Source organism: Annamia dubia NIES-4383 (assembly GCF_055394725.1).
Genome location: NZ_AP025630.1, coordinates 1003742 through 1024187, shown reverse-complemented (window position 1 = coordinate 1024187; position 20446 = coordinate 1003742). Strand labels below are relative to the sequence as shown.

Sequence of the window (20446 nt, the reverse complement as noted above, 5' to 3'; positions counted from 1 at the left end):
TATCTAAACTGATCAAATTAAAATCAAGATTATGAGTTCTCAATTAAAAAAAATCGAAGCAACTTTAAAAAGATTAAATCAAAAATATCAAAATAACAATGATCAGAAAACTAAACTAACTTTTGAATCACAAAAAGTAGAAAAAGTAAATGATCATTGTCATACTAAAGATATTAATTTAGAAACAGAATTATCTCCAACAGTTAAAAATCAAACTGCTTTATCCTTACCTAACTTTCAAATTAAAAATCAATCTAATTCTTCCCATCTTTATATTAGTAATTCTGCTTTACCCATGAATTTATTAGCAGATTTACAAAAAAAAGTGATTCAATGGCAAAATTCACTAATAGATATTCATCAAAAAATACAAGCAATTTATCAAGAAGGGCCTTTATTAGATTGTTGGTTAGAATCTCATCAAAATATCTCTTTTTGTGTTAGTAATCAAACCCGCAAAGCTAATCAAGATCATCTTATGGGTTATATTGAAGAATTAACAGAAAATAATATTAGTTATCAATCTCCCCGTTTTGGTTATCATCTTTGTGGTAGGGATAAAACAGGAAAAATTTGGTCACAGTCTTGCCCTGCGGATCAAGTAGGGGAAGTTACTATAGCGATCGCCCGTTATCAAAAATTACAACAACTTTTAGCAGAAAAAAAGAAAATTGAAACCCGTTTAACCCAATTAGCAGAAAGTTTAGTCATTTTACATAGTAGCATTTGTGATCATTAAAAATTATGACTTTGTGATTTTTATGATCACAAATTACTAAGAAAAATGCCAGTGCAATCAAATTTTTCTTCTCAAATTGCTTGAAAGTTTTAAAACGGCTTTATTTAAGATCTTTAAGTGATAAACTAACCCTTTTTAATTGTTGATTGATTTCTAAAACCTTAACTTTAACAACTTGTCCCACTTTAACAATTTGATTGGGATCGCTCACAAATTGATCGGATAATTGGGATATGTGTATTAAACCATCTTGATGCACTCCAATATCAATAAAAGCACCAAAATTAACCACATTAGTTATAATTCCTTCTAGGATCATACCCTCTTTTAAATCACTAATTTCGGTAATATTTTCTTGAAAGGTTGCATACTTAAATTCAGCCCTTGGATCCCGGCCGGGTTTTTCTAATTCTGCTATTACATCTTGCAAAGTTGGTAAACCAATGCTATCAGTCACAAAACTTTTTAAATTTAAGGTTTTTAATCGGGTGCTGACTTTATTGATTTCCTGTAAATTGACATTTAAACTATTAGCAATTTTTTCTACTACCGTATAACTTTCTGGATGTACGGCTGTATTATCTAAAGGATTATCACCTCCACGAATGCGCAAAAATCCTGCTGATAATTCAAAGGCTTTTTCTCCTAATTTAGAGACTTTCAGGAGTTGTTGACGATTTTTAAATGCCCCATTTTGGTTGCGATAAGTAATAATATTATTGGCAATAGTTGAGTTAATTCCTGATACAAAAGTTAATAATTCTTTTGAGGCGGTGTTTAAATCTACCCCCACATAATTAACACAACTTTCAACAGTTTCATCTAATTTTTTCTTAAGCAATTTTTGATCAACATCGTGTTGATATTGCCCAACTCCGATTGATTTGGGATCAATTTTAACTAATTCTGCTAAGGGATCTTGTAAACGTCTGCCGATACTAATTGCACCCCTGACAGTAAGATCTAAATCGGGAAATTCAGATCGGGCAACTTCACTGGCTGAATAAATAGATGCCCCCGACTCATTAACGATAACTTTAATCGGTTTAGGATCAATATTTTTGATAGTTTCTGTGATAAATTGTTCCGTTTCTCTTGAGGCTGTACCGTTACCAATTCCTATTAGTTGAATTTGATATTTGTTGATTAAACTTTGCACAATTTGAGTGGCTTCTTTTCGTTTATAATCTCCATTATGGGGGAAAATGGCTTGATATTCTAAAAATTGTCCGGTTTGTGAAAGAATCGCTATTTTACAACCCGTGCGAAAACCCGGATCTATTGCCATCGTGGGCTTCATGCCGGCCGGAGGTGATAATAATAATTGTCTTAAATTAGCTTCAAAGGTTTGTATTGACTCTAAATCCGCCCATTCTTTGCGATCACTCCTAATTTCTCTGATTAAAGAGGGTTTAATTAACCGATTAAAACTATCTTTTAACATTTTTTCATAAAATACTCTGACCAAGGGATTTTTACTGCGAATTTCCGTAGAATTAAGGTAATTAATAACGATATTTTCATCAAATTCTAAGTCTAAAGTTAAGATTTTTTCTGCTTCTCCCCTAAATAAAGCTAATAAATTATGAGAATTAATATTTTTAACACTCGCTTTATAATCTCTGTACATTTCAAATTTAGTTGTACCTTCAGGAAAATCTTTTTTAATTTTAGAAGTGAAAAACCCATTATTAAATAAATAATTTCTCAAATAAGCTCTTAATTCTGCTTGATCGGCGATTTCTTCTGCTAATATATGACTTGCCCCATTTAAAGCATCTTCAACGGATAAAACCTCTTTTTCTTGATTGACATATTTCTGAGCTTCAGCCTCTAAAGACTCGGTTTTGGATAGTGGTAGATTAAGAGTTTTAATCCAGTTAGCCAAAGGTTCTAAACCTTTTTCTTTGGCCATGGTTGCCCTTGTCCGTCTTTTCGGTTTATAGGGTAAATATAAATCTTCTAACTCATTTTTATCCAAACAATTTTCAATTTTTAGTTTTAATTGTTCAGTTAATTTATCTTGTTCTTCAATACTTTTAATAATTGTTTCTTTTCTTTTTTCTAATTCTGTTAAATAATTAAAACGATCGCAGATATTATGTAATTGAACTTCATCTAATGAGCCTGTTTTTTCTTTACGATAACGAGCAATAAAAGGAATAGTTGCACCTTCATTTAATAACTCTAAAGCATTATTAATATTGTTAAGATTAAGGGCAAGTTGGTTAGCAATAATTTGGGAAATATTAATCATTATTTAACGGTCAGATAATTTAATAACTGCCTTTGATTATAACATAAAATTGAGTTGATTTCAATAATTTTTAAATAATTAATTTTTTAGTATTAATGTGTTATTAGTTATCGGTTATTTGTTATTCAGAACAACTGTAATTAATTATAAAATTGATAATATATTATGACCGAAATGTTTGAACAAGAACAAATAAACCTATATATCATTTCTTAATAAAAGAGTAATTAAAATTCCGGGGCGATTAACATTTTGAAAACGATATAACCAACCACCAAAAGGAAAATGACCTAAAGGGGCTTGATCTGTGAAATTTAATTCACTATAATTAAGCCATTTCCCATCAGTAAACCAGCCTACTTTTTCCGTGAATAAATGCCAAATTTTTTCGTCATAATTAGCCGTTCCCCTTAAAATTTGATATATTTTCTTTTGGGTAGTAAAGCAAAATCTTTTTTGACTATACTCGCACCAAAGTTGATTAATTGTTTGTAGATCTATCGAAGATAATGTAATAACATCATTAGGTCGTAACCAGCCTTCTGCTTGTCTCCCACTAATTTTTAATAATAATTTATAGGTTTGAATATCCGCTTCTTTCCAATGTTTTTGAGCGAGAATTTTTGCTAAGTTTTGATAGTCTATTCCTAAAGAACTTTTTAGGGGAAAAGATGGATTAATTAATGATGGTAATTCTGTTGTTTTTTGGACATTGCTAGGGGGAGAACTGACTATGGGTTGAGGTTTAGGAGTGTCAGGAGTAACTGTGGGGGGAATTTCTACGGGTTCGGGGGCTGAATGGGGATGTAATTTTTCTTTGACTAAATTAACTGTTTTTTGCCAATAATCGCCGATCATTTCACCTAAATTAGATGATATTTTTTGCTCTATTTTAACAGTTTGAGGTAAAATTATTTTATTTTCAATTTGATTTAATCGATCTAAAATTTCTTGGGCTGTTTGAAAGCGATCGCTGATTTTTTCTTGTAACATTTGATCTAAAATTAAGGCTAATTCTGAACTAATTTTGATTTGATTTTGCTTAAGCCATTCTTGCCATTGCCATTTCATTTCTTGCATATTAAAAAGGGGATCTCTCATTAAACCATCTTCTTCAATGGGTAAACATCCCGTTAATAAACGAATGGCTGTAATAGCTAAACTGTAAAGATCACTGGAGGGATGAACTAGCCCCCTCAACTGTTCTGGAGCGCTATAACCATGAGTTCCTGTAATTGTTCCCATTTGATTACTTACCCCATTAATTAAATATTTTGATACTCCAAAATCTATTAAAAATAAATTATTTTTAGTTTTATTTTCCCCACTATTTAATTCTTGATTAACTAAATTTTTTCTAATAATATTTTCTGGTTTTATATCTCGATGAATAACATTTTTTTGATGAATAAATTGTAAAACTGGTAATAGTTGTAATAAAAAATCTTTCACTTTTTCTTCACTAAAATGCCCCTCTTTTTGTAATTCTTTCAGTAAATCTTCTCCCTCAATTAATTCTTGTACTAAATATAATCTACCTTCTTGCTCAAAAAAGGCCAATAAATCAGGAATCTGAGGATGTTTCCCTAATTCACATAATTGAATCGCCTCTTGCTCAAATAATTCTTGTGATTTTTTCAGAGCTTTTGTGCCTTGATGGAGAGGTAAAAATTGTTTAATTACACAGGGAGTTTGTAAACGGTATTGATCCACCGCTTGAAAGGTGCGCCCAAAGCCACCTTGCCCTAAAAACTTAATCGCCCGATAGCGATCGGCAAGGAGCAGGGATGAGCCACATTGACTGCAAAATTTTTGCTCAAGAGAATTTAATTTTTCACAGGCGGGATTGAGACATTGACTCATGGCTTAAATCTGAATAAGATAGATTAAATATTTTTATCTAAATTTTCTAACATTTATTTTAGACAAAAATACATTCTTATAATATTATATAAAATAAAATAACTTAATTTCATTTGTTACAAATTAATTAACGATAATTTATGTCTTTAGCAGAAAATACTTTGATTCGTAGTCCTTTACCTGAAAAATTAGAGCGCATTGTTCAAAAATTTAAACGCAGAGAAGATCCTAAACAAAAATATCAACAATTGCTCTGGTATGCTCAAAAATTACCTGCTATGTCTGAGGCGGATAAACTACCAGAAAATAAGGTTTCTGGATGTGTTTCTCAAGTATATATTACCGCCACTCTTAAGGATGGAAATGTGTTTTATCAGGGTGATGCTGATGCCCAATTAGTTAAAGGTTTGGTAGCATTTTTATTTGAAGGTTTAAATGGTTTAACTGCCGATGAAATTTTAAAAATTACTCCTAATTTTATTGAAGATACTGGTTTACAAGTCAGTTTAACTCCTTCCCGTGCTAATGGTTTTTTAAATATTTTTAAATTAATGCAAACTAAAGCTAAAGCTTTAATTTAAAGTATTTATTTTAAATTTTTCCCTCACCTAATACCATTTACAAAAAGTAGCTACACAGATAAAGCATTAACAATATAATCCCAACCTGCTAAAGACAGGATAAAATCTTCTTGTAAATTATTTAAGATATTAGCTACTTTATTTTTGACATCATCTAAGTTCTTAAACCAGATATTTTTTAACTGTTGTTTGATATATAACCACAGTCTTTCAATCGGATTTACTTCTGGACAATAAGGTGGTTGAAATAACAAAATTATATTCTCAGGTACTTCTAACTTTTTGGCAGTATGACAGGGTGCATTATCTAACTGTATTATATGAACCTCATCGGGATATTCTTTACTAAATTCTGTTAAATATTTACCAAAGCATTCACTATTAAAATGAGATAGTTCATAGAAAAAACTTTTGCCATTTTCTACTTCGATTAATCCATAAAGATAATAATAGTCATAATGCCATTGTAATTCTTGTTCTGGTTTGACTCCTTTTAAAGTTATTTTCCTTCCTAATTCTGTTCTAAAACCTAATCTAGTTTCATCTTGACACCAGTAACAAATATTTTTAGTATCACCCCATTTCTCTTTTATTTGAGCTATTATGCCTTTTAATCTTATGGGTAAATACTCTTTAAATACGGATATTACCCCTTCATTTTGATACTCATGATAAGGACGTGGTACTTTTAATTTTGCCCCTAATTCGTATCTCACTAATTGATGTATTGTGGTATAACTTATCTCAATATCTTGACAAGTAAATAACCATATTTTTATTTCTTGGTAACTGTTAAATCCTTGAGGCTCACTTAATTCTTTTTTGACCAGAGCCACTGTTTCTAGCTCTAGTTTTTTTGGTCTTCCTGTTTTATTATGTTCTTGTAATAATGCGTCTAATCCTTCCGTCTTATATAAGTGAAACCATTCGTAAATTGTTCTCTCACTACGTCCCATCATTACCGCTAAGTATCTGATAGTTTCAGCCACTTGAATTTTCCAAAGATATAAAGCTTGAACTTTGGCAAAATTCAAAGCTGTTTTTTGTTGTTTCATGAGATTTTTGAGGCTATGTGCTGATTCAATTACTTCTATTTTTGATATTCCTGACATACTATTGCTCCTGTTAATCTATTCCTATACTAACCCTGAACTTACTTTTTGTAAATGGTATTAGTACCAAAATTATGGGCAGGGGCAGTGGTGGTAATGGATAATCTCAAAGCACATAAAGTAGCGCGAGTCAAAGAAATGATCGAGGCAGTAGGAGCAAGGGTGGTGTATCTATCGCCCTATTCGCCAGAATTTAATCCCATCGAACATTATTTTACCCACTGTTGTTACTGTACTTAATCGTTATGCAAAGTGCTGTAATAATAAAACATCTCCTAAAAAATAAAACATCTCCTAAAAAAATTGAATTTATGTTTAACCTTATTAATGGGAATTTGTACAGCGATCACTTTTAATTTTTATTCTAAAACATAAGTCCTAAAATATTATTATCCTTTAATCCCACTTCCAGTATCGGTGGGAATAATATATCTTTGTACAAAGAGAAAAAAGATTAACACTGGTATCATTGAAATAACAGATCCTGCGGCAATATAACGCCAATTTAAAGTAAATGTTCCCGCTAAACTTGCAACTCCAATGGGTAATGTATAATAGTTTGGATCATTTAAAATAATCAACGGCCACAGAAAATCACTCCAAGATCCGATGAAAACAAAAATTGCTAATGTTACTAAAGAAGGGCGTATTGCAGGTAACATGATAAACCACCATAAACCCAGTTCTGAACAGCCATCTATGCGGCCAGATTCTTCTAATTCTTTGGGGACTCCTTGAAATGCTTGTCTTAATAAATAAATGCCAAAGGCTGATGCTATGCTAGGAAAAATTATTCCTAAAAAACTATTTACCAGTTGTAGTTTTACTGCTAATATATACAGAGGAATCATTACTATTTGAAAAGGGATCATGATGGTGGCAATAATTAAGGAAAAAAGTAGGTTTCTTCCTTTAAAATTTAGTCGGGCTAAGGGATAGGCCGCTAATGAACAAAATGTTAAGTTTAAGATAACTGTTAATAGGGAAACGATGGTACTATTTAATAAGTATTTGCCAAAGGGATAGCTTTGCCAAACTGTTGTAAAATTTTCTAAAGTAGGTTTTTCTGGTAATAGTTTGATTGGAAAACTAAATATGTTTTCTGTTGCTGATTTTAAGGCGGTACTAATTAACCAAAATAGGGGAAATAACATGGCGATGGCTATTAAGATTAATAGTAAATAAGTTAGGGTTTTTTTGATAGTTTGATTGAGCATATTAATAATTCCTATTTTAAATTTTAAAGGGCTATTTCTTCTATTTGATCTAACATATTTTGCCAATTATTGTTAAGGGTTGATTGTTTTGTCAAAATTGTTTGAAAATTACGGTAATATTCACATTTTGTTTCGCAATTTTTAATATGAGGAAAGTCTATCTTATTTTCTAAATAATCTGTTAATTTTTGAGTTAATTTATCTAAAATTAGCTTTAAATCTTTTTTAGTAGCCTCATGTAATTCTTGATTATAATTAATAATATATTTTTTTGGCTCTGTTGGTAATTTAACAAACCAATAGGTCATACTCAATTGCTCTGGTAAATAATCTGATGTTTCTGCTAAAATATATAAATATAAACGAGTTTGCCAATTTTTTCTGACTTGATCGGGGTTAGCAGGTTGTAAATAGGTTTTCCAGTCGAAAATCTGAGCTTGATCTTTGTGAGTTATAATCAAGTCATAAACCGCCGTTAATAAGTAGTTATCTATTTGTAAAGTTCTTTTATGTTCGGCTTCTCGCCAAGTATCTTTTTTTGGATTAATTATTTGAGGTTCTGCTTTGATTAAGGCTTCTATTGATTTAAGTAACTGTTCATCCTCAGTAATAAAGTTATTTAAAGATAAATTAAGCTCTTTTTGTTGCATTAATTGGTGAAAACGACTCCCCCAGTCACTGCGATCGGCTTGATCGGGATCAATGGGGGGGCGCAGTTCATCTAAAAATAATTGTTGAAAAAGGGGAGGACAAGTTTCTAAAAGATTAAGTTGTGTTTGGGATAAATGGACTAACATAGTTTAAGATTAAATATTGAAAAATCTGTCAAAGATTAGCTTTCAAGAGGTAATAACCAATAATTAATAACTTGGTTAATAACAAATCACAATAATAAATGACCAAAAAGCTTTAAACTTATAAATTGCTGTTAATTTTTAAAGAAAAGATCAATTATGCCAAAAACTATTATTGCTGGTAACTGGAAAATGAACAAAACTCAGGCTGAGTCTAAGGAGTTTTTGAAAAGTTTTTTAGGGGCGATCGCTGATCGTGATCCCGCCACCGAAGTGGTATTATGTGTGCCTTTTACCTCTTTAGAAACCGTTGCTATCAATCTGGAAGGCACAGATGTGGCTTTAGGGGCGCAAAATATTCACTGGGCTGATACTGGTGCTTATACGGGTGAAATTGCTGGTTCTATGTTAACAGAAATTGGCGTTAAATATGTGATTATTGGTCACAGTGAACGCCGTCAATATTTCGGGGAGACGGATGAAACGGTTAATTTACGTTTAAAAGCGGCTCAAAAACACGGTTTAACCCCGATTTTATGTGTAGGGGAAACTAAAGCCCAACGGGATGCAGGAGAAACGGAAAATGTGATTTTTCAGCAATTAAAAGAGGATTTAGTAGGCATTGATCAAAATAATTTAGTGATTGCTTATGAGCCGATCTGGGCGATCGGTACCGGAGATACCTGCGAATCCTCAGAAGCGAATCGGGTGATTGGACTAATCAGAGGGCAATTAGAAAATAAAGAGGTGACAATCCAATATGGAGGGTCAGTAAATGCTAATAACATTGATGAAATTATGGCACAACCGGAAATTAACGGAGGTTTAGTAGGCGGTGCTAGTTTAGAGGCGCAAAGTTTTGCCAGAATTGTTCAATTTCAATAAATAGTTAGCTTATCATTTTTCTTCCTAATTACATCTTATTTGAAATTAAAAAAAACTACCCTCTCCCAAAGGAGAGGGCAATCTTCAAAATTAGAAAATCAAAAAATTAACGTACAGTTCCCGTTAAATTTTCTACTGAAATAGGGGGAATAAAATACATTTTTAATAATTCTACACCATTAGAAATGTATAAAGGTAATTTTTGCAGTAATTTTACAAATTTAGGAGCTTTAGACTCATTAATTTTTTGAATCTTCTCGTTATTATTCACACAATTTTCTAAACAGTTATAGAAATCAGGGTGATTAATATCAAGAATTAAAGGAAATACTCTACCCGCATTATCATTAGTTTTTTCGATTACTTCCTTATCATAAGTACGAGCATCTAACCCGATCGTTGCGTAAAAATCCGCACGTTGGGTATCATTTAAGTACATTGTCGCAAACACAGATAATAAGAAGAAACGACACCATAAACGGGCTTTCCAGTCATTTAAAATACTGGGGGTAGCCTTCATAATCGCATCAAAGAAATCACCATGACGGTTTTCATCTTGACACCAGTTTTCAAAGAATTTGAAAATAGGATAAATGCGATCTTCAGGATGCTTCTCTAAATGACGGAAAATAGTAATATAACGCCAATAACCGATTTTTTCAGAAAGATAGGTAGCGTAAAAAATAAATTTAGGTTGGAAAAAAGTATATTTTTTGCTTTTAGTTAAGAAACCTAAATCTAAAGATAAATTAAAATCAGATAAAGCTTTATTTAAAAAACCAGCGTGACGTGCCTCATCTCTGGACATTAAAGTGAAACATTCCGCTAACACAGGGCTTTTATCTTTTAAACGGCGACCTAACTCCTTATAAAGAAGAAAACCGGAAAATTCCGCCGTACAAGAGCGCTCCAAAAATTCAACAAACAAACGGCGTTTGTCTCCATCAATCTGATCCCAAGATTGATTAAATTCCTCATCTCTGACAAAATGATTACGGTTATAGTCGACACGAAATTCCTCTAAAATAGCCTTTAATTCATCCTCATTAGGAGAAATATCCATTTTAGCCATCGCATCAAAATCGGTGGTATAAAAACGAGGAGTTAAAATTGTATCTTGTGCCGGAACTTTAATGCCCGGGCGTAGTTCATCAAATTGAGGTTTTTCTAAGGTATTTACCATATTTTTTTGTTTGCTTGTTTTATCTTCGTTTTTCTTTTATTTTTGGTTTGAACTTGAGAAATATTTATAACTATATAGTTATAAATAAGAAAGTTTCTCAATAACCAATTATTAAATAAGTTTAGCTTAGATCTAAGCTAGTAAGAAAGGTAAATTATGTAAAGATTTGTAACAAAAGTTTATTGCTCACGGTTAAGTCGGAACGGGTTCGCCCGGCCGAAGCCTGATCCATTTACCAGTTTCTTCAACAAAACTATCACAGCCCACAACGTCCCATTCCATCTCAATAAAATCAGGCTTACTGCGAATATTAACATTAATAGTCGGATTAATTGGCTCAAAATTCGGAGATTGCGTTAAATGGGGCTGTTGATGTTGAGTTTCCACCGCATAATAAGTATTACATTGATCAACATAAGTACAATTAATACAAATACACATAATTTTTACCTCAATCTTTTATGATTTAGTTGTAAGAACATAATATTATTATGTCCGTACTTATATTATATTGCAATAATATTAAAAATTCGGGAATTTTAGAATAGATCATAATTAATTCTTTACTTAAAATTTATTGAAATCAAAGGGCTTTTTTCGAGTATTTTCTATTGTTTAGGGTTAAAAATTAAGCACCTTAATTATCATAATTTCAATTGATAATTATTAAGAATTTTCGTTAATATTAAAATAGGCTCTATTCCAGACATAGTAAGAAGTTTAGTTGACTAAAAATAGAAAATAAATGTCTATTTATCAAGATTTTTAATCAATGATTTATTGGTAAAGTTTCATCACCTCAGTTAAATTAAAACGAGACTGCACTCCTAAAGTTAAGGGTGATCTATGACCACGTTCAAAATGTTCCGCCGCCGCACAGCCGATCATAGCCGCATTATCGGTACAAAATTTAAAGGGAGGAAAATAAACTTTCAAATTTTCTTCCTCTCCCTTTTGCTTTAAATATGCCCTTAAACCTTGGTTGGCCGCTACTCCTCCCCCCACAATAATGGTTTTTAAATTATGATCGATCGCGCATTTAATGGTTCTTTTGGTGAGGGCTTTAACCACCGTATGTTGAAAACTGGCACAAAGATCCTCGATCGGTAAACCCTCTTTTTCCTCTGTTAATTTTTGGGTTAAACGTAAAACGGCGGTTTTTAAGCCACTAAAACTAAAGTCATAGGGGTGAAAACCCCCTTGGGGTAAGGAAATTCGCCCCTCGGGTAAGGGAAAAGCCTTGGGATTTCCTTTTTTCGCCAATTGATCAATAATCGGGCCTCCGGGGTATCCGAGTTTTAAGAGTCTGGCCACTTTATCATAGGCCTCCCCCACCGCATCATCACGGGTACTGCCTAACATTTCATATTCTGTGCAGTCTTTGACATGGATCAGGTTAGTATGACCCCCTGAGACTAAAAGACATAAAAAAGGCGGTTTTAACTCCGGTTGTGCCAAATAACTGGCATAGATATGTCCTTCAAGGTGATGGACTCCAAGGAAGGGTTTATGGTGTAACATGGCTAAGGTTTTGGCCGTACTTACCCCCACTAATAACGCCCCCACAAGGCCAGGGCAAACCGTAGCGGCGATCGCATTTATGTCTGACCAACTGAGGTCTGCTTGACTCAGGGCTTGATCCAGACAAGGGTTAATCATGTCTAAATGTTGACGGGAAGCCACTTCCGGCACAACCCCACCATAAAGACGATGGGTGTCAATTTGAGAGGCCACAATATTACTACAAACTTGACGATCTTTGACGATCGCCACGGCCGTCTCATCACAACTGGTTTCAATGGATAAAATGATTGCCATAAGGGGGGAATGAATAATCAACAATAATTTTTTTAATTTAACATTAATCAGTAGGGGGAAGTTCAGATCAATCTGCTACCAAAATAAAGCCAAACCCTTAAGGGTTTGGGGCGATAATTTCAGATAAAATAAATTAATTAAATGGCGTTGTTACTCGTTGCGATTATTTTGCTTCTTGAGCCACAATTTCAATTTCATCATTAGCTAATTTTTGTAAAGCTTCTTTAATTTCTGGGGTGTCAAAATGCTTCAAAGCCTGTGCTAAACGATGTCTAATCTGCCAATCTTCATGGCTGACAAAAGATAATAAAATAGGAATAGCCCTGTGATCGGCTAATTCCCCTAAAGAGGCGATCGCCGTAGCTTGAAGTAAAAGATTATCAGATTGAACAGCCTCTTGTAATAAATCAAAAGCTTTAGGTTCACCCAATTCCCCTAAAATAGCCACAATACTAAATTTGAGCAACCATTGATCACTATTTTGATAAACCTGTTTTAAATCATTAAAAGCAACGGTTAATTTTAAAGCCCCGATCGCATCGGCGGCGGCCGCTTGAACATCAATTTCCGAGTCATTAAATAAACGATCCCGTAATAATTCTAACGACAAATCTAAATTTTGTTGCCCTAAACTGCTCAGTTGACTAACGGCCGCATAACGAATACGGGAATTGGGATCATTAATTAAAGGTTGAATGATCTTAAAGGCATCAGGGGCGGGAATTTGACGCAAAGCGTTTAGCGCCTTGAGGCGATCGGCAAAATCAGTAGAATTAATTAAATTTTGGACAATTTCAAGATTCATTTTAAAAATTGATAGTTAATAATTGATTTTGACAAATGACCAATAACAAATGACCAAAAATTAAGATTTATTCCATCGCCATAGTCCGAATAATATCCCCTCTAGTGATAATTCCAATCACCTTGTGATCATCAACCACAGGAAGACGACGGATATTTTTATCGTGCATTAAATGAGCCGCATCTTTTAAAGACTTATCAGGAGTAATACTAATAGGTTGATCCGTCATCACATCCTGCACCGTTTCCCCTAAAGCCTTATGAATCTCCTTATTATGACGAGTGGGATTTTGTAAATAAATAACGCTATCGAGAAACATAATATAAGGCGGTGGATCAACCCCCGTTTCCTTCCACATTAAATCAGTTTCAGAAATCACACCAATGAGGTGATCTTGATCATCAACTACGGGTAAACCACTAATTCGCTTTTGTGCCATTAATTTAATCGCATCTTGCAAAGATGTTGTTTTTCTCACCGTAATTGGTTCTGGAGTCATTACATCAGCAACAGTTTTGATCATAATTTTATTTTATTTTTGCTGTGGTGATTATATTTTCACCTTATCATATTCTTTGATCAGTTAGATTATGATTAATTATTATTAAGCTTGAACTACAATGAACTTATATTTAATTCGTCATGGAATCGCCGTAGAAAGGGGTATTTATACCAATGATTATGAGCGCCCCCTAACGGAAAAAGGCAAACAAAAAACCACTCAAGTGGCTCAAAAATTGGCTCAAATGGGTTTAAAATTTGACCTGATTTTGACTAGCCCCCTGATCCGTGCCTTACAAACAGCCCAAATTTTACAAAAAGCCGGATTGAGTGATCTACTTGAAACTGATATGTCATTAACTCCTGATGGAAATTTAGAAACATGGCTCAATTGGTGGCAACAATCAAAGTATAATCAGGGAGTGAGTCAAATCGCTCTAGTAGGTCATCAACCAAATTTAGGATTATGGACACAAAAATTAGTTTTTGGAGAGAGCAAAGAACAAATCATCGTCAAAAAAGCAGGAATTATTGGCCTAAAAATACCCACAAAAATTAACCCAATTGGTCATAGTGAATTATTTTTATTGACTTGTCCTAAATGGTTAATTCCGTAAATTACACTAGGTCATAATATATTAAATTTATTCTTATTTAAGTTGTTTAAGTTTTAAGGCAAAATTATATGACAGTATCAGGTTGTGAATTTAAACCAGGCTTAGAAGGCATTCCAGCCGCTCAGTCAGCTATTAGCTATGTTGATGGGAAAAAAGGCCTTTTAGAATATCGTGGCATTAGAATTGAAGAATTAGCTCTTAAAGGTAGTTTTCTCGAAACTGCTTATTTATTAATTTGGGGAAAATTACCCAGTCAAGACGAGCTAGAAGATTTTGAAACGGATATTCTCTATCATCGCCGTATTAAATATCATATTCGAGATATGATGAAATGTTTCCCCGAAACGGGTCATCCGATGGACGCTTTACAAACTTCAGCGGCGGCTTTAGGTTTATTTTATGCCCGTAGAGCTTTAGATGATCCTGAATATATCCATCAGGCCGTTGTTCGATTATTGGCAAAAATTCCCACCATGGTGGCGGCTTTTAATCAAATCCGCAAAGGTAATGATCCGGTTCAACCTAATGATAAATTAGATTATGCGGCCAATTTTCTCTATATGATGACGGAGCGTGAGCCTGATCCCCTTTCCGCTCACATTTTTGATATTTGTTTAACTCTCCATGCTGAACATACCATCAATGCTTCTACTTTTTCGGCCATGGTAACGGCTTCAACTTTAACGGATCCCTATGCGGTGGTAGCTTCGGCCGTTGGAACTTTAGCCGGGCCTTTACATGGTGGGGCGAATGAGGAAGTTTTAACCATGTTAGAGGGGATCGGCTCGGTGGAAAATGTGCGCCCCTTTGTGGAAAAAGCCGTAGCTAATAAGGAAAAAATTATGGGCTTTGGCCATCGAGTTTATAAAGTTAAGGATCCCCGTGCCACTATTTTACAAAATTTAGCTGAACAATTATTTGAAAAAACTGGTCACGATCACTATTATGATGTGGCTTTAGAATTGGAAAAAGTGGTTGAGGAAAATTTAGGTCATAAGGGCATCTATCCCAATGTTGATTTTTATTCTGGTTTAGTCTATCGCAAATTGGGCATTCCTGATGATTTATTTACCCCGATTTTTGCCATCGCAAGGGTAGCGGGATGGTTAGCACATTGGAAAGAACAGTTAGCCGTTAACCGTATTTTCCGCCCCACTCAGGTTTATACTGGCCTTCATGAAGCCCCCTATATTCCCCTTAAAGATAGACAGTAATCAGTAATTGATTATAGATAATGAATAACAAATGACAAATGACAAACAACTACTAAAAAGGAATATTAATTAAACCTTGACTAACTAAAACACAATTACCCCCTACTTTCATCTCAATAATTTGATGATCTTTTTTAATGGTTTCTAACTGTAAAATACTAGGTCTACCCATTTCAAAACCTTGTTCAATCATCCAATTAAATCGGCCTGATCCTAACTCAATACGAGAGGCTAAATAAGCCCCAAAAGCGGAAGCCGCCGAGCCCGTAGCCGGATCTTCTTCGATTCCCAAAGCGGGAGCAAACATTCTCGCTCTCCATAAATGAGTTTTTTGTGAAGATAAAATATCTTCGGTTAATTGGGGTGAATGGGTAAAAAGATAAATATTTTTAGCGCAAAAATCCTTTAATAATTCCTGCCAAATCTTGAGATCTAATCGTGCTTTTTGTAAGGCATTAACACAAGTTAAAGGAATAAAAAGAAAGGGTAAACCACAAGAAACACTTTGACAATTTTTTCCCGTTACCAGATCAGACTTTTTTAAAGATAACATTTGTGCTAAATCTTCAGTAGCAACAAAAGCTTGATCAAGGGTGGGAGGTTGAGTTACCTTCATTTCACAATAATTAGATTGGCCTAATTGGGATTTTACTGTAACACAAATTGTTCCCACTCCTTCTTCAAAATTGAGATTAGTTATGTCTTGATCTAAAGAAATATCATCAATTGTTGTTAATAAATAAGCCGTGCCAAGGGTAGGATGGCCAGCAAAAGGAATTTCAGTTTTCGGAGTAAAAATTCTTAGTTGACGATCATTTTTGCTCTCAGTTGGAGGAAAAACAAAAACCGTTTCAGAAATATTAAATTCTCTGGCGATCTGTTGCATTTGTTTACTACTTAAGCCTTCAGCATTAGGAAAAACAACTAAAGGATTACCACCAAAAATCTTTTCTGTAAACACATCAACGGTATAAAAAGAATATCGTCTAATTTGCATAATTAAATAATGGGAAAATAACTAATTATTATATTATAATACAAACTATAGTATCAATCATACTGATAATTTGTAATTGTCCATTGTCAATTCTGATATGACTAACTTTCAAGATTGCTCCCTCAGAGCTAAAATTAATTTTTATTTAGATGATATTGAAACTAATTTAGGTAAAACGATTAATTTAAGTTTATTAGGATTAATTTTGTTATCATCTTTAATTTTTGTGATAGAAACCTATCCAATTAATTCTCATTTTAAAACAATTTTAACCATTATTGATCATTTAATTTTAATTATTTTTACCCTTGAATATTTATTGAGAATTACTTGCAATCAAAAGCCACTTAAATTTTTATTTAGTATTTTCTCTTTGATTGATTTATTTGCAATTTTACCTATTATTTTAATTGGAATTGATGTTCGTTTTTTGAGGTTATTTCGTTGGTTGAGAATTTTAAGAATAATTCGTTTTCTTGATTTAGAAATTTCTATTTTTAAGATTACAACAGAAGACGGGCGAATTATTACGAGAATTTTATTAATTATTTTTACAATTATTTTTATTTATTCAGGATTAATTTATCAGATAGAACACAATGTTAACCCGAATAATTTTGTCACTTTTCTCGATGCTTTATATTTTTGTGTTGTCACCATGACAACAGTTGGTTTTGGGGATGTTACGCCTTTATCTCAAACTGGGCGTTTTATTACCCTATTAATGATTTTAACGGGAATAGTGGTTTTACCTTGGCAAATAGGGGAATTATTAAAACAAATTCTCAAAACGGTTAATCAACGAAACATTACCTGTTCTCAATGTCAATTGTCAAGCCATGATCAAGATGCCAAATATTGTAAAATGTGCGGTACACCCTTAATGGAAAAATCTTCTTGAGATCTATAGCCAAAATTAATTTTTTATGGTATATTAGTGAACGTGAATTTTTGGATGCGTAGCTCAGTTGGATAGAGCAACCGCCTTCTAAGCGGTCGGTCACAGGTTCGAGTCCTGTCGCATCCGTTACAAATTTTAAGTTACAAATTTTAAGTTAAAAATTTTGAGCTAGGGATTTTGTAAAATACTTTTTTTTGCAAAAATAAACCTAAATATGGGATATTTTATTGTTAATTATTGATAATTTTTTGATTATTGTGTAAATACCAATGTCTCCATTCTGTTGAACTGCGAATGGCAATCCATAATAATAACATTGCAATTAAACCCCCTTCTTCTGGTGCATTGAAGGCAAAAAATACTAAAAATACGCACAGGGCATCTTCTAAACAGACGATCAAGATTGGAATGCCTCTCAATCTGAAAAACCAACCTATTTGTACTAATTTAATGACTAAGGCCAACCCTGCGCCTATTAAGCCGATCATCCATAAATATTGAAATTCAAAGTCTAATAATTTTGCCATTGTAATTGCTAAAATACTTCCGGCGATCGGGCAAAAAAGTAGTTGAAACTGTTGTAAAATCCTTTGCCCTAATAAATTTTTTGAGCCAAAAATCTCAAATAATGACCAACTGGTTAAAATTGCAATTAAAACTTGAGGATGAAAATGAGATAAGATCGGAGTTTGTGACCATAAATGATCTATATTTAATAACCCAATCACCAATAAAGGTAAGCCAATTCTCATTCCGGCGGAGGCAGAAACTGAAAGAATGGCTAATAGTTGGACGATTAGAGTTAAACTTATTTCCAATGGATACATTTCAGAAGGATACATAATAAAAATAAGGGGGGTAATCGGTTGAATAATAAGTCTACTTTATTTTAAAGTGTGTATTTTTTTGTGAAAAGTGATCATGGTAGATCTACTTAGTTTAAATTTTGTTTTGTTTTACCAAAAATAACCTTTTTTAATAGTGGTTTGTCTTTTTTCTTGATTATATTCTAACAAATATTCTAAAGCAATTGCCTCATTATTTCTGAGTATTTCTATCTGTTTTTGATCAATTTCTGTATCAGTGGATAATAAAATAACTTGATGGGAAGCATTGGGAAAATAACGCTCAACTAAATTATGACGGTGGGATGAGTCTAAACGCCCTAAAGGGGTGTCAATTGCTACGGGTAAATGTCGCCCTGAGACTCTGGCTAATCCCCATAGTAAAGAGATAGCTAATAGTTGTTTTTCTCCGGCGGATAAACGATGTTTAGGAAGTAATTTTCCTTGATGATCATAAAGAGCTAAAGTAAAATTATGATTATCAATTGTTACTCGATAAACTAAACTTGATTTGTGTAATAAATAACGAAAACAATCTGTTACTTCTTTTTCTAATTTATTTAATTTATTTAAAGTTAATCTTTCCCTAAATATTTTCAAAGTTTCTTTAACTTTATTAATTGATTGCAAAATATGTTCATCATTTTGAGTTTTTAAAACTTCCTCGGTACAGCTACTTAATTTTTTAGTTAAATCTTTAATTTTTTGAGTTAATTCCTGTTGATCTTGATGCACTCTTTCATAATCAAGTTTAATTTTTGTATGGTGTTCTTTGGCATCAATTAAAGCTTGATGTAATTCGTTATAAATTTCCGGTGCGGCCGCCCTTGCCAATTGTTTTTCATTAGCGGTAATTTCCCTTTCTAATTCTTCGATTTTTTGTTGATGAATTTGGGCTTGATTAATTTGTAAAGGTAATTGATGATCTAAAATAGTTTCTAACTGTTTAATTTCAGTTAAACTAATATTTAACCAAGGTTGAGATACTTCTTCAATATCATGATTTAAGGCCTCATTTTCTTGATCTAAAAATTGTTGAATTTTCGTAAAATCTTGGGTATTTAAAGCTAATTGATTAAGATAACATAATAATCTTTGATCTCGATCTTGTAACACTTGTTGAGCTAATTTGGCTTGGGCTGATTTAATTTCTTTTTCACCTTGAATTTTCGCTTCTTTTAATAAAGGGGTAATTAAAACTAAAGGTAAAGATCTAGAAGCTAATTTAACCAATTCATCCCTTTGTTGTTCCACCGCCTGTTCCAAGCGTTGATTATGTATTTCTAAACTACTTTTTTCTCCCGCAATTTTACCCCCTTCTAATTGAAATTTTTGCCACATTTGTTCCTCTTTTAATTGAGCATTTTCTAGGGCTTTTTTTAAGATTTCAAATTTTTGATCAACTTCAGTTTTTTCTAAAGTTAATTTCCTTAATTTTTCTTCAATTTCTTGTAAATATTTTAAGCCTTTGGCCTTACCTAAATCCTTCCGTTTACGACTAGCTAATACATCAATATCTTCATCTAATCTTTCCGCTAATTCTAAGCCTAATAAAGATTTAATTGCATTAACAACCTCCACATTTGGAACATCTTGATCGGCCAATTCTTTAACCTGTTCACCATCAAATAAAAATAAATTAGAAATCCCCAAAGGTAAGATCGTTTCAATATATTCATCCCATGTATTAACTAAATTTTTATCAGGCCAATCTTGATTTAAAACCCCTAAATTATCCTTACCTTCTTTAGTTTGATGATCCCAAAAACGAACAATTCTAAAAATATGTAATTCTTCATTAACAATTTGCTCAAATTCTAACTCAATTCTGGTTTTTTCACCTAAAGGAGTTTGATGATTAATACATTGTAATAAAAATTCATTATAACTTAAATTTCCCCTTGTAGAACATTGCGCCCTTTGTCCATATAAAGTTAAACGAATGGCATCCATTAAAGTTGTTTTGCCACCGCCATTCATCCCCCCAAATAAAATAATTGGTGGGGGATTATCCCTTGTATCTGGTGCTAATTTAATCACATTTTTGCCAAAATAAGGCCCAAAATTTTGTAAGATTAATTCACGAAAAATCATTATAAATAAGTAATAAATAAGAT

The 20446-nt window shown here is 32.8% G+C and carries 19 protein-coding genes, 1 tRNA gene and 1 pseudogene; 8 read left to right on the top strand and 13 right to left on the bottom strand.

The window, feature by feature from the left end:
* Positions 1–31 precede the first annotated feature (31 nt).
* Positions 32–739, top strand: coding sequence for a hypothetical protein (locus Anndu_RS04705; RefSeq protein WP_464103264.1), 708 nt, complete (start codon positions 32–34; stop codon positions 737–739).
* A gap of 100 nt (positions 740–839) precedes the next feature.
* Here Anndu_RS04705 and Anndu_RS04700 read toward each other — a convergent pair whose 3' ends face one another.
* Together Anndu_RS04700 and Anndu_RS04695 are read right to left on the bottom strand one after the other, a co-directional pair.
* A complete protein-coding gene (locus tag Anndu_RS04700) occupies positions 840–2996 on the bottom strand; it encodes a Tex family protein (RefSeq protein ID WP_464103263.1) in 2157 nt (718 codons plus the stop codon).
* 198 nt (positions 2997–3194) lie between these two features.
* A complete protein-coding gene (locus Anndu_RS04695; RefSeq protein WP_464103262.1) occupies positions 3195–4859 on the bottom strand; it encodes a protein kinase domain-containing protein in 1665 nt (554 codons plus the stop codon).
* A 140-nt stretch (positions 4860–4999) separates the two neighbouring features.
* Between Anndu_RS04695 and Anndu_RS04690 the strand changes: the two genes are divergently transcribed.
* Entirely contained in the window at positions 5000–5440 is a 441-nt protein-coding gene (locus tag Anndu_RS04690) for a SufE family protein (RefSeq protein WP_464103261.1), read from the top strand.
* A gap of 50 nt (positions 5441–5490) precedes the next feature.
* On the opposite strand, the gene Anndu_RS04685 is transcribed toward Anndu_RS04690, so the two are convergent.
* On the bottom strand, positions 5491–6552 hold the full coding sequence (locus tag Anndu_RS04685; protein ID WP_464103260.1) for an IS630 family transposase: 1062 nt from the start codon (positions 6550–6552) through the stop codon (positions 5491–5493).
* Positions 6553–6612: 60 nt separating this feature from the next.
* Between Anndu_RS04685 and Anndu_RS04680 the strand changes: the two are divergent.
* Positions 6613–6768: pseudogene (locus Anndu_RS04680) on the top strand (transposase); the annotation flags it as partial.
* Between the two features lie 173 nt (positions 6769–6941).
* Here the strand turns inward: Anndu_RS04680 and Anndu_RS04675 are convergent.
* A complete protein-coding gene (locus Anndu_RS04675) occupies positions 6942–7769 on the bottom strand; it encodes a carbohydrate ABC transporter permease (RefSeq protein ID WP_464103259.1) in 828 nt (275 codons plus the stop codon).
* Positions 7770–7792: 23 nt separating this feature from the next.
* Complete coding sequence (locus Anndu_RS04670; protein ID WP_464103258.1) at positions 7793–8566, bottom strand: PD-(D/E)XK nuclease family protein; 774 nt, start codon at positions 8564–8566, stop codon at positions 7793–7795.
* 156 nt (positions 8567–8722) lie between these two features.
* Between Anndu_RS04670 and tpiA the strand changes: the two genes are divergently transcribed.
* Positions 8723–9448: a triose-phosphate isomerase gene (gene tpiA, locus Anndu_RS04665; RefSeq protein WP_464103257.1), complete on the top strand. Its 726-nt coding sequence runs from the start codon at positions 8723–8725 to the stop codon at positions 9446–9448.
* A 106-nt stretch (positions 9449–9554) separates the two neighbouring features.
* Here the strand turns inward: tpiA and acsF are convergent, their stop codons facing one another.
* The 5 genes from acsF to Anndu_RS04640 form a co-directional block, all read right to left on the bottom strand.
* Positions 9555–10631 carry a magnesium-protoporphyrin IX monomethyl ester (oxidative) cyclase gene (acsF, locus tag Anndu_RS04660; RefSeq protein WP_464103256.1) on the bottom strand — a complete coding sequence of 359 codons (1077 nt, stop codon included), beginning with the start codon at positions 10629–10631 and terminating at the stop codon, positions 9555–9557.
* Between the two features lie 192 nt (positions 10632–10823).
* Entirely contained in the window at positions 10824–11072 is a 249-nt protein-coding gene (locus tag Anndu_RS04655; protein WP_464103255.1) for a Ycf34 family protein, read from the bottom strand.
* A 336-nt stretch (positions 11073–11408) separates the two neighbouring features.
* Complete coding sequence (tsaD, locus tag Anndu_RS04650) at positions 11409–12449, bottom strand: tRNA (adenosine(37)-N6)-threonylcarbamoyltransferase complex transferase subunit TsaD (protein WP_464103254.1); 1041 nt, start codon at positions 12447–12449, stop codon at positions 11409–11411.
* A 163-nt stretch (positions 12450–12612) separates the two neighbouring features.
* Complete coding sequence (nblB, locus tag Anndu_RS04645; protein ID WP_464103253.1) at positions 12613–13254, bottom strand: phycobilisome degradation protein NblB; 642 nt, start codon at positions 13252–13254, stop codon at positions 12613–12615.
* 67 nt (positions 13255–13321) lie between these two features.
* Complete coding sequence (locus Anndu_RS04640) at positions 13322–13777, bottom strand: CBS domain-containing protein (RefSeq protein WP_464103252.1); 456 nt, start codon at positions 13775–13777, stop codon at positions 13322–13324.
* A 97-nt stretch (positions 13778–13874) separates the two neighbouring features.
* Between Anndu_RS04640 and sixA the strand changes: the two genes are divergently transcribed.
* Together sixA and Anndu_RS04630 are read left to right on the top strand one after the other, a co-directional pair.
* Positions 13875–14372 (top strand): phosphohistidine phosphatase SixA, encoded by a 498-nt coding sequence (sixA, locus tag Anndu_RS04635; protein ID WP_464103251.1) that lies wholly within the window; start codon positions 13875–13877, stop codon positions 14370–14372.
* Between the two features lie 68 nt (positions 14373–14440).
* Positions 14441–15586: a citrate synthase gene (locus Anndu_RS04630; protein ID WP_464103250.1), complete on the top strand. Its 1146-nt coding sequence runs from the start codon at positions 14441–14443 to the stop codon at positions 15584–15586.
* A gap of 52 nt (positions 15587–15638) precedes the next feature.
* On the opposite strand, the gene Anndu_RS04625 is transcribed toward Anndu_RS04630, so the two are convergent.
* A complete protein-coding gene (locus Anndu_RS04625) occupies positions 15639–16583 on the bottom strand; it encodes a PhzF family phenazine biosynthesis protein (protein ID WP_464103249.1) in 945 nt (314 codons plus the stop codon).
* A 97-nt stretch (positions 16584–16680) separates the two neighbouring features.
* Between Anndu_RS04625 and Anndu_RS04620 the strand changes: the two genes are divergently transcribed.
* Entirely contained in the window at positions 16681–17484 is an 804-nt protein-coding gene (locus Anndu_RS04620; RefSeq protein WP_464103248.1) for an ion transporter, read from the top strand.
* Between the two features lie 52 nt (positions 17485–17536).
* Positions 17537–17610: transfer RNA gene (locus Anndu_RS04615), tRNA-Arg, on the top strand.
* A 104-nt stretch (positions 17611–17714) separates the two neighbouring features.
* Here the strand turns inward: Anndu_RS04615 and Anndu_RS04610 are convergent.
* Together Anndu_RS04610 and dndD are read right to left on the bottom strand one after the other, a co-directional pair.
* Positions 17715–18326 carry a DUF4126 domain-containing protein gene (locus Anndu_RS04610; RefSeq protein ID WP_464103247.1) on the bottom strand — a complete coding sequence of 204 codons (612 nt, stop codon included), beginning with the start codon at positions 18324–18326 and terminating at the stop codon, positions 17715–17717.
* 114 nt (positions 18327–18440) lie between these two features.
* Complete coding sequence (gene dndD / locus Anndu_RS04605) at positions 18441–20423, bottom strand: DNA sulfur modification protein DndD (RefSeq protein WP_464103246.1); 1983 nt, start codon at positions 20421–20423, stop codon at positions 18441–18443.
* Positions 20424–20446: the final 23 nt, after the last annotated feature.

Excerpts from the sequence above, each read along its gene's own strand:
- Anndu_RS04705 (WP_464103264.1), top strand. The coding sequence starts at position 32 with ATGAGTTCTCAATTAAAAAAAATCGAAGCAACTTTAAAAAGATTAAAT.
- Anndu_RS04700 (WP_464103263.1), bottom strand. The coding sequence starts at position 2,996 with ATGATTAATATTTCCCAAATTATTGCTAACCAACTTGCCCTTAATCTT.
- Anndu_RS04695 (WP_464103262.1), bottom strand. The coding sequence starts at position 4,859 with ATGAGTCAATGTCTCAATCCCGCCTGTGAAAAATTAAATTCTCTTGAG.
- Anndu_RS04690 (WP_464103261.1), top strand. The coding sequence starts at position 5,000 with ATGTCTTTAGCAGAAAATACTTTGATTCGTAGTCCTTTACCTGAAAAA.
- Anndu_RS04685 (WP_464103260.1), bottom strand. The coding sequence starts at position 6,552 with ATGTCAGGAATATCAAAAATAGAAGTAATTGAATCAGCACATAGCCTC.
- Anndu_RS04675 (WP_464103259.1), bottom strand. The coding sequence starts at position 7,769 with ATGCTCAATCAAACTATCAAAAAAACCCTAACTTATTTACTATTAATC.
- Anndu_RS04670 (WP_464103258.1), bottom strand. The coding sequence starts at position 8,566 with ATGTTAGTCCATTTATCCCAAACACAACTTAATCTTTTAGAAACTTGT.
- tpiA (WP_464103257.1), top strand. The coding sequence starts at position 8,723 with ATGCCAAAAACTATTATTGCTGGTAACTGGAAAATGAACAAAACTCAG.
- acsF (WP_464103256.1), bottom strand. The coding sequence starts at position 10,631 with ATGGTAAATACCTTAGAAAAACCTCAATTTGATGAACTACGCCCGGGC.
- Anndu_RS04655 (WP_464103255.1), bottom strand. The coding sequence starts at position 11,072 with ATGTGTATTTGTATTAATTGTACTTATGTTGATCAATGTAATACTTAT.
- tsaD (WP_464103254.1), bottom strand. The coding sequence starts at position 12,449 with ATGGCAATCATTTTATCCATTGAAACCAGTTGTGATGAGACGGCCGTG.
- nblB (WP_464103253.1), bottom strand. The coding sequence starts at position 13,254 with ATGAATCTTGAAATTGTCCAAAATTTAATTAATTCTACTGATTTTGCC.
- Anndu_RS04640 (WP_464103252.1), bottom strand. The coding sequence starts at position 13,777 with ATGATCAAAACTGTTGCTGATGTAATGACTCCAGAACCAATTACGGTG.
- sixA (WP_464103251.1), top strand. The coding sequence starts at position 13,875 with ATGAACTTATATTTAATTCGTCATGGAATCGCCGTAGAAAGGGGTATT.
- Anndu_RS04630 (WP_464103250.1), top strand. The coding sequence starts at position 14,441 with ATGACAGTATCAGGTTGTGAATTTAAACCAGGCTTAGAAGGCATTCCA.
- Anndu_RS04625 (WP_464103249.1), bottom strand. The coding sequence starts at position 16,583 with ATGCAAATTAGACGATATTCTTTTTATACCGTTGATGTGTTTACAGAA.
- Anndu_RS04620 (WP_464103248.1), top strand. The coding sequence starts at position 16,681 with ATGACTAACTTTCAAGATTGCTCCCTCAGAGCTAAAATTAATTTTTAT.
- Anndu_RS04610 (WP_464103247.1), bottom strand. The coding sequence starts at position 18,326 with ATGTATCCTTCTGAAATGTATCCATTGGAAATAAGTTTAACTCTAATC.
- dndD (WP_464103246.1), bottom strand. The coding sequence starts at position 20,423 with ATGATTTTTCGTGAATTAATCTTACAAAATTTTGGGCCTTATTTTGGC.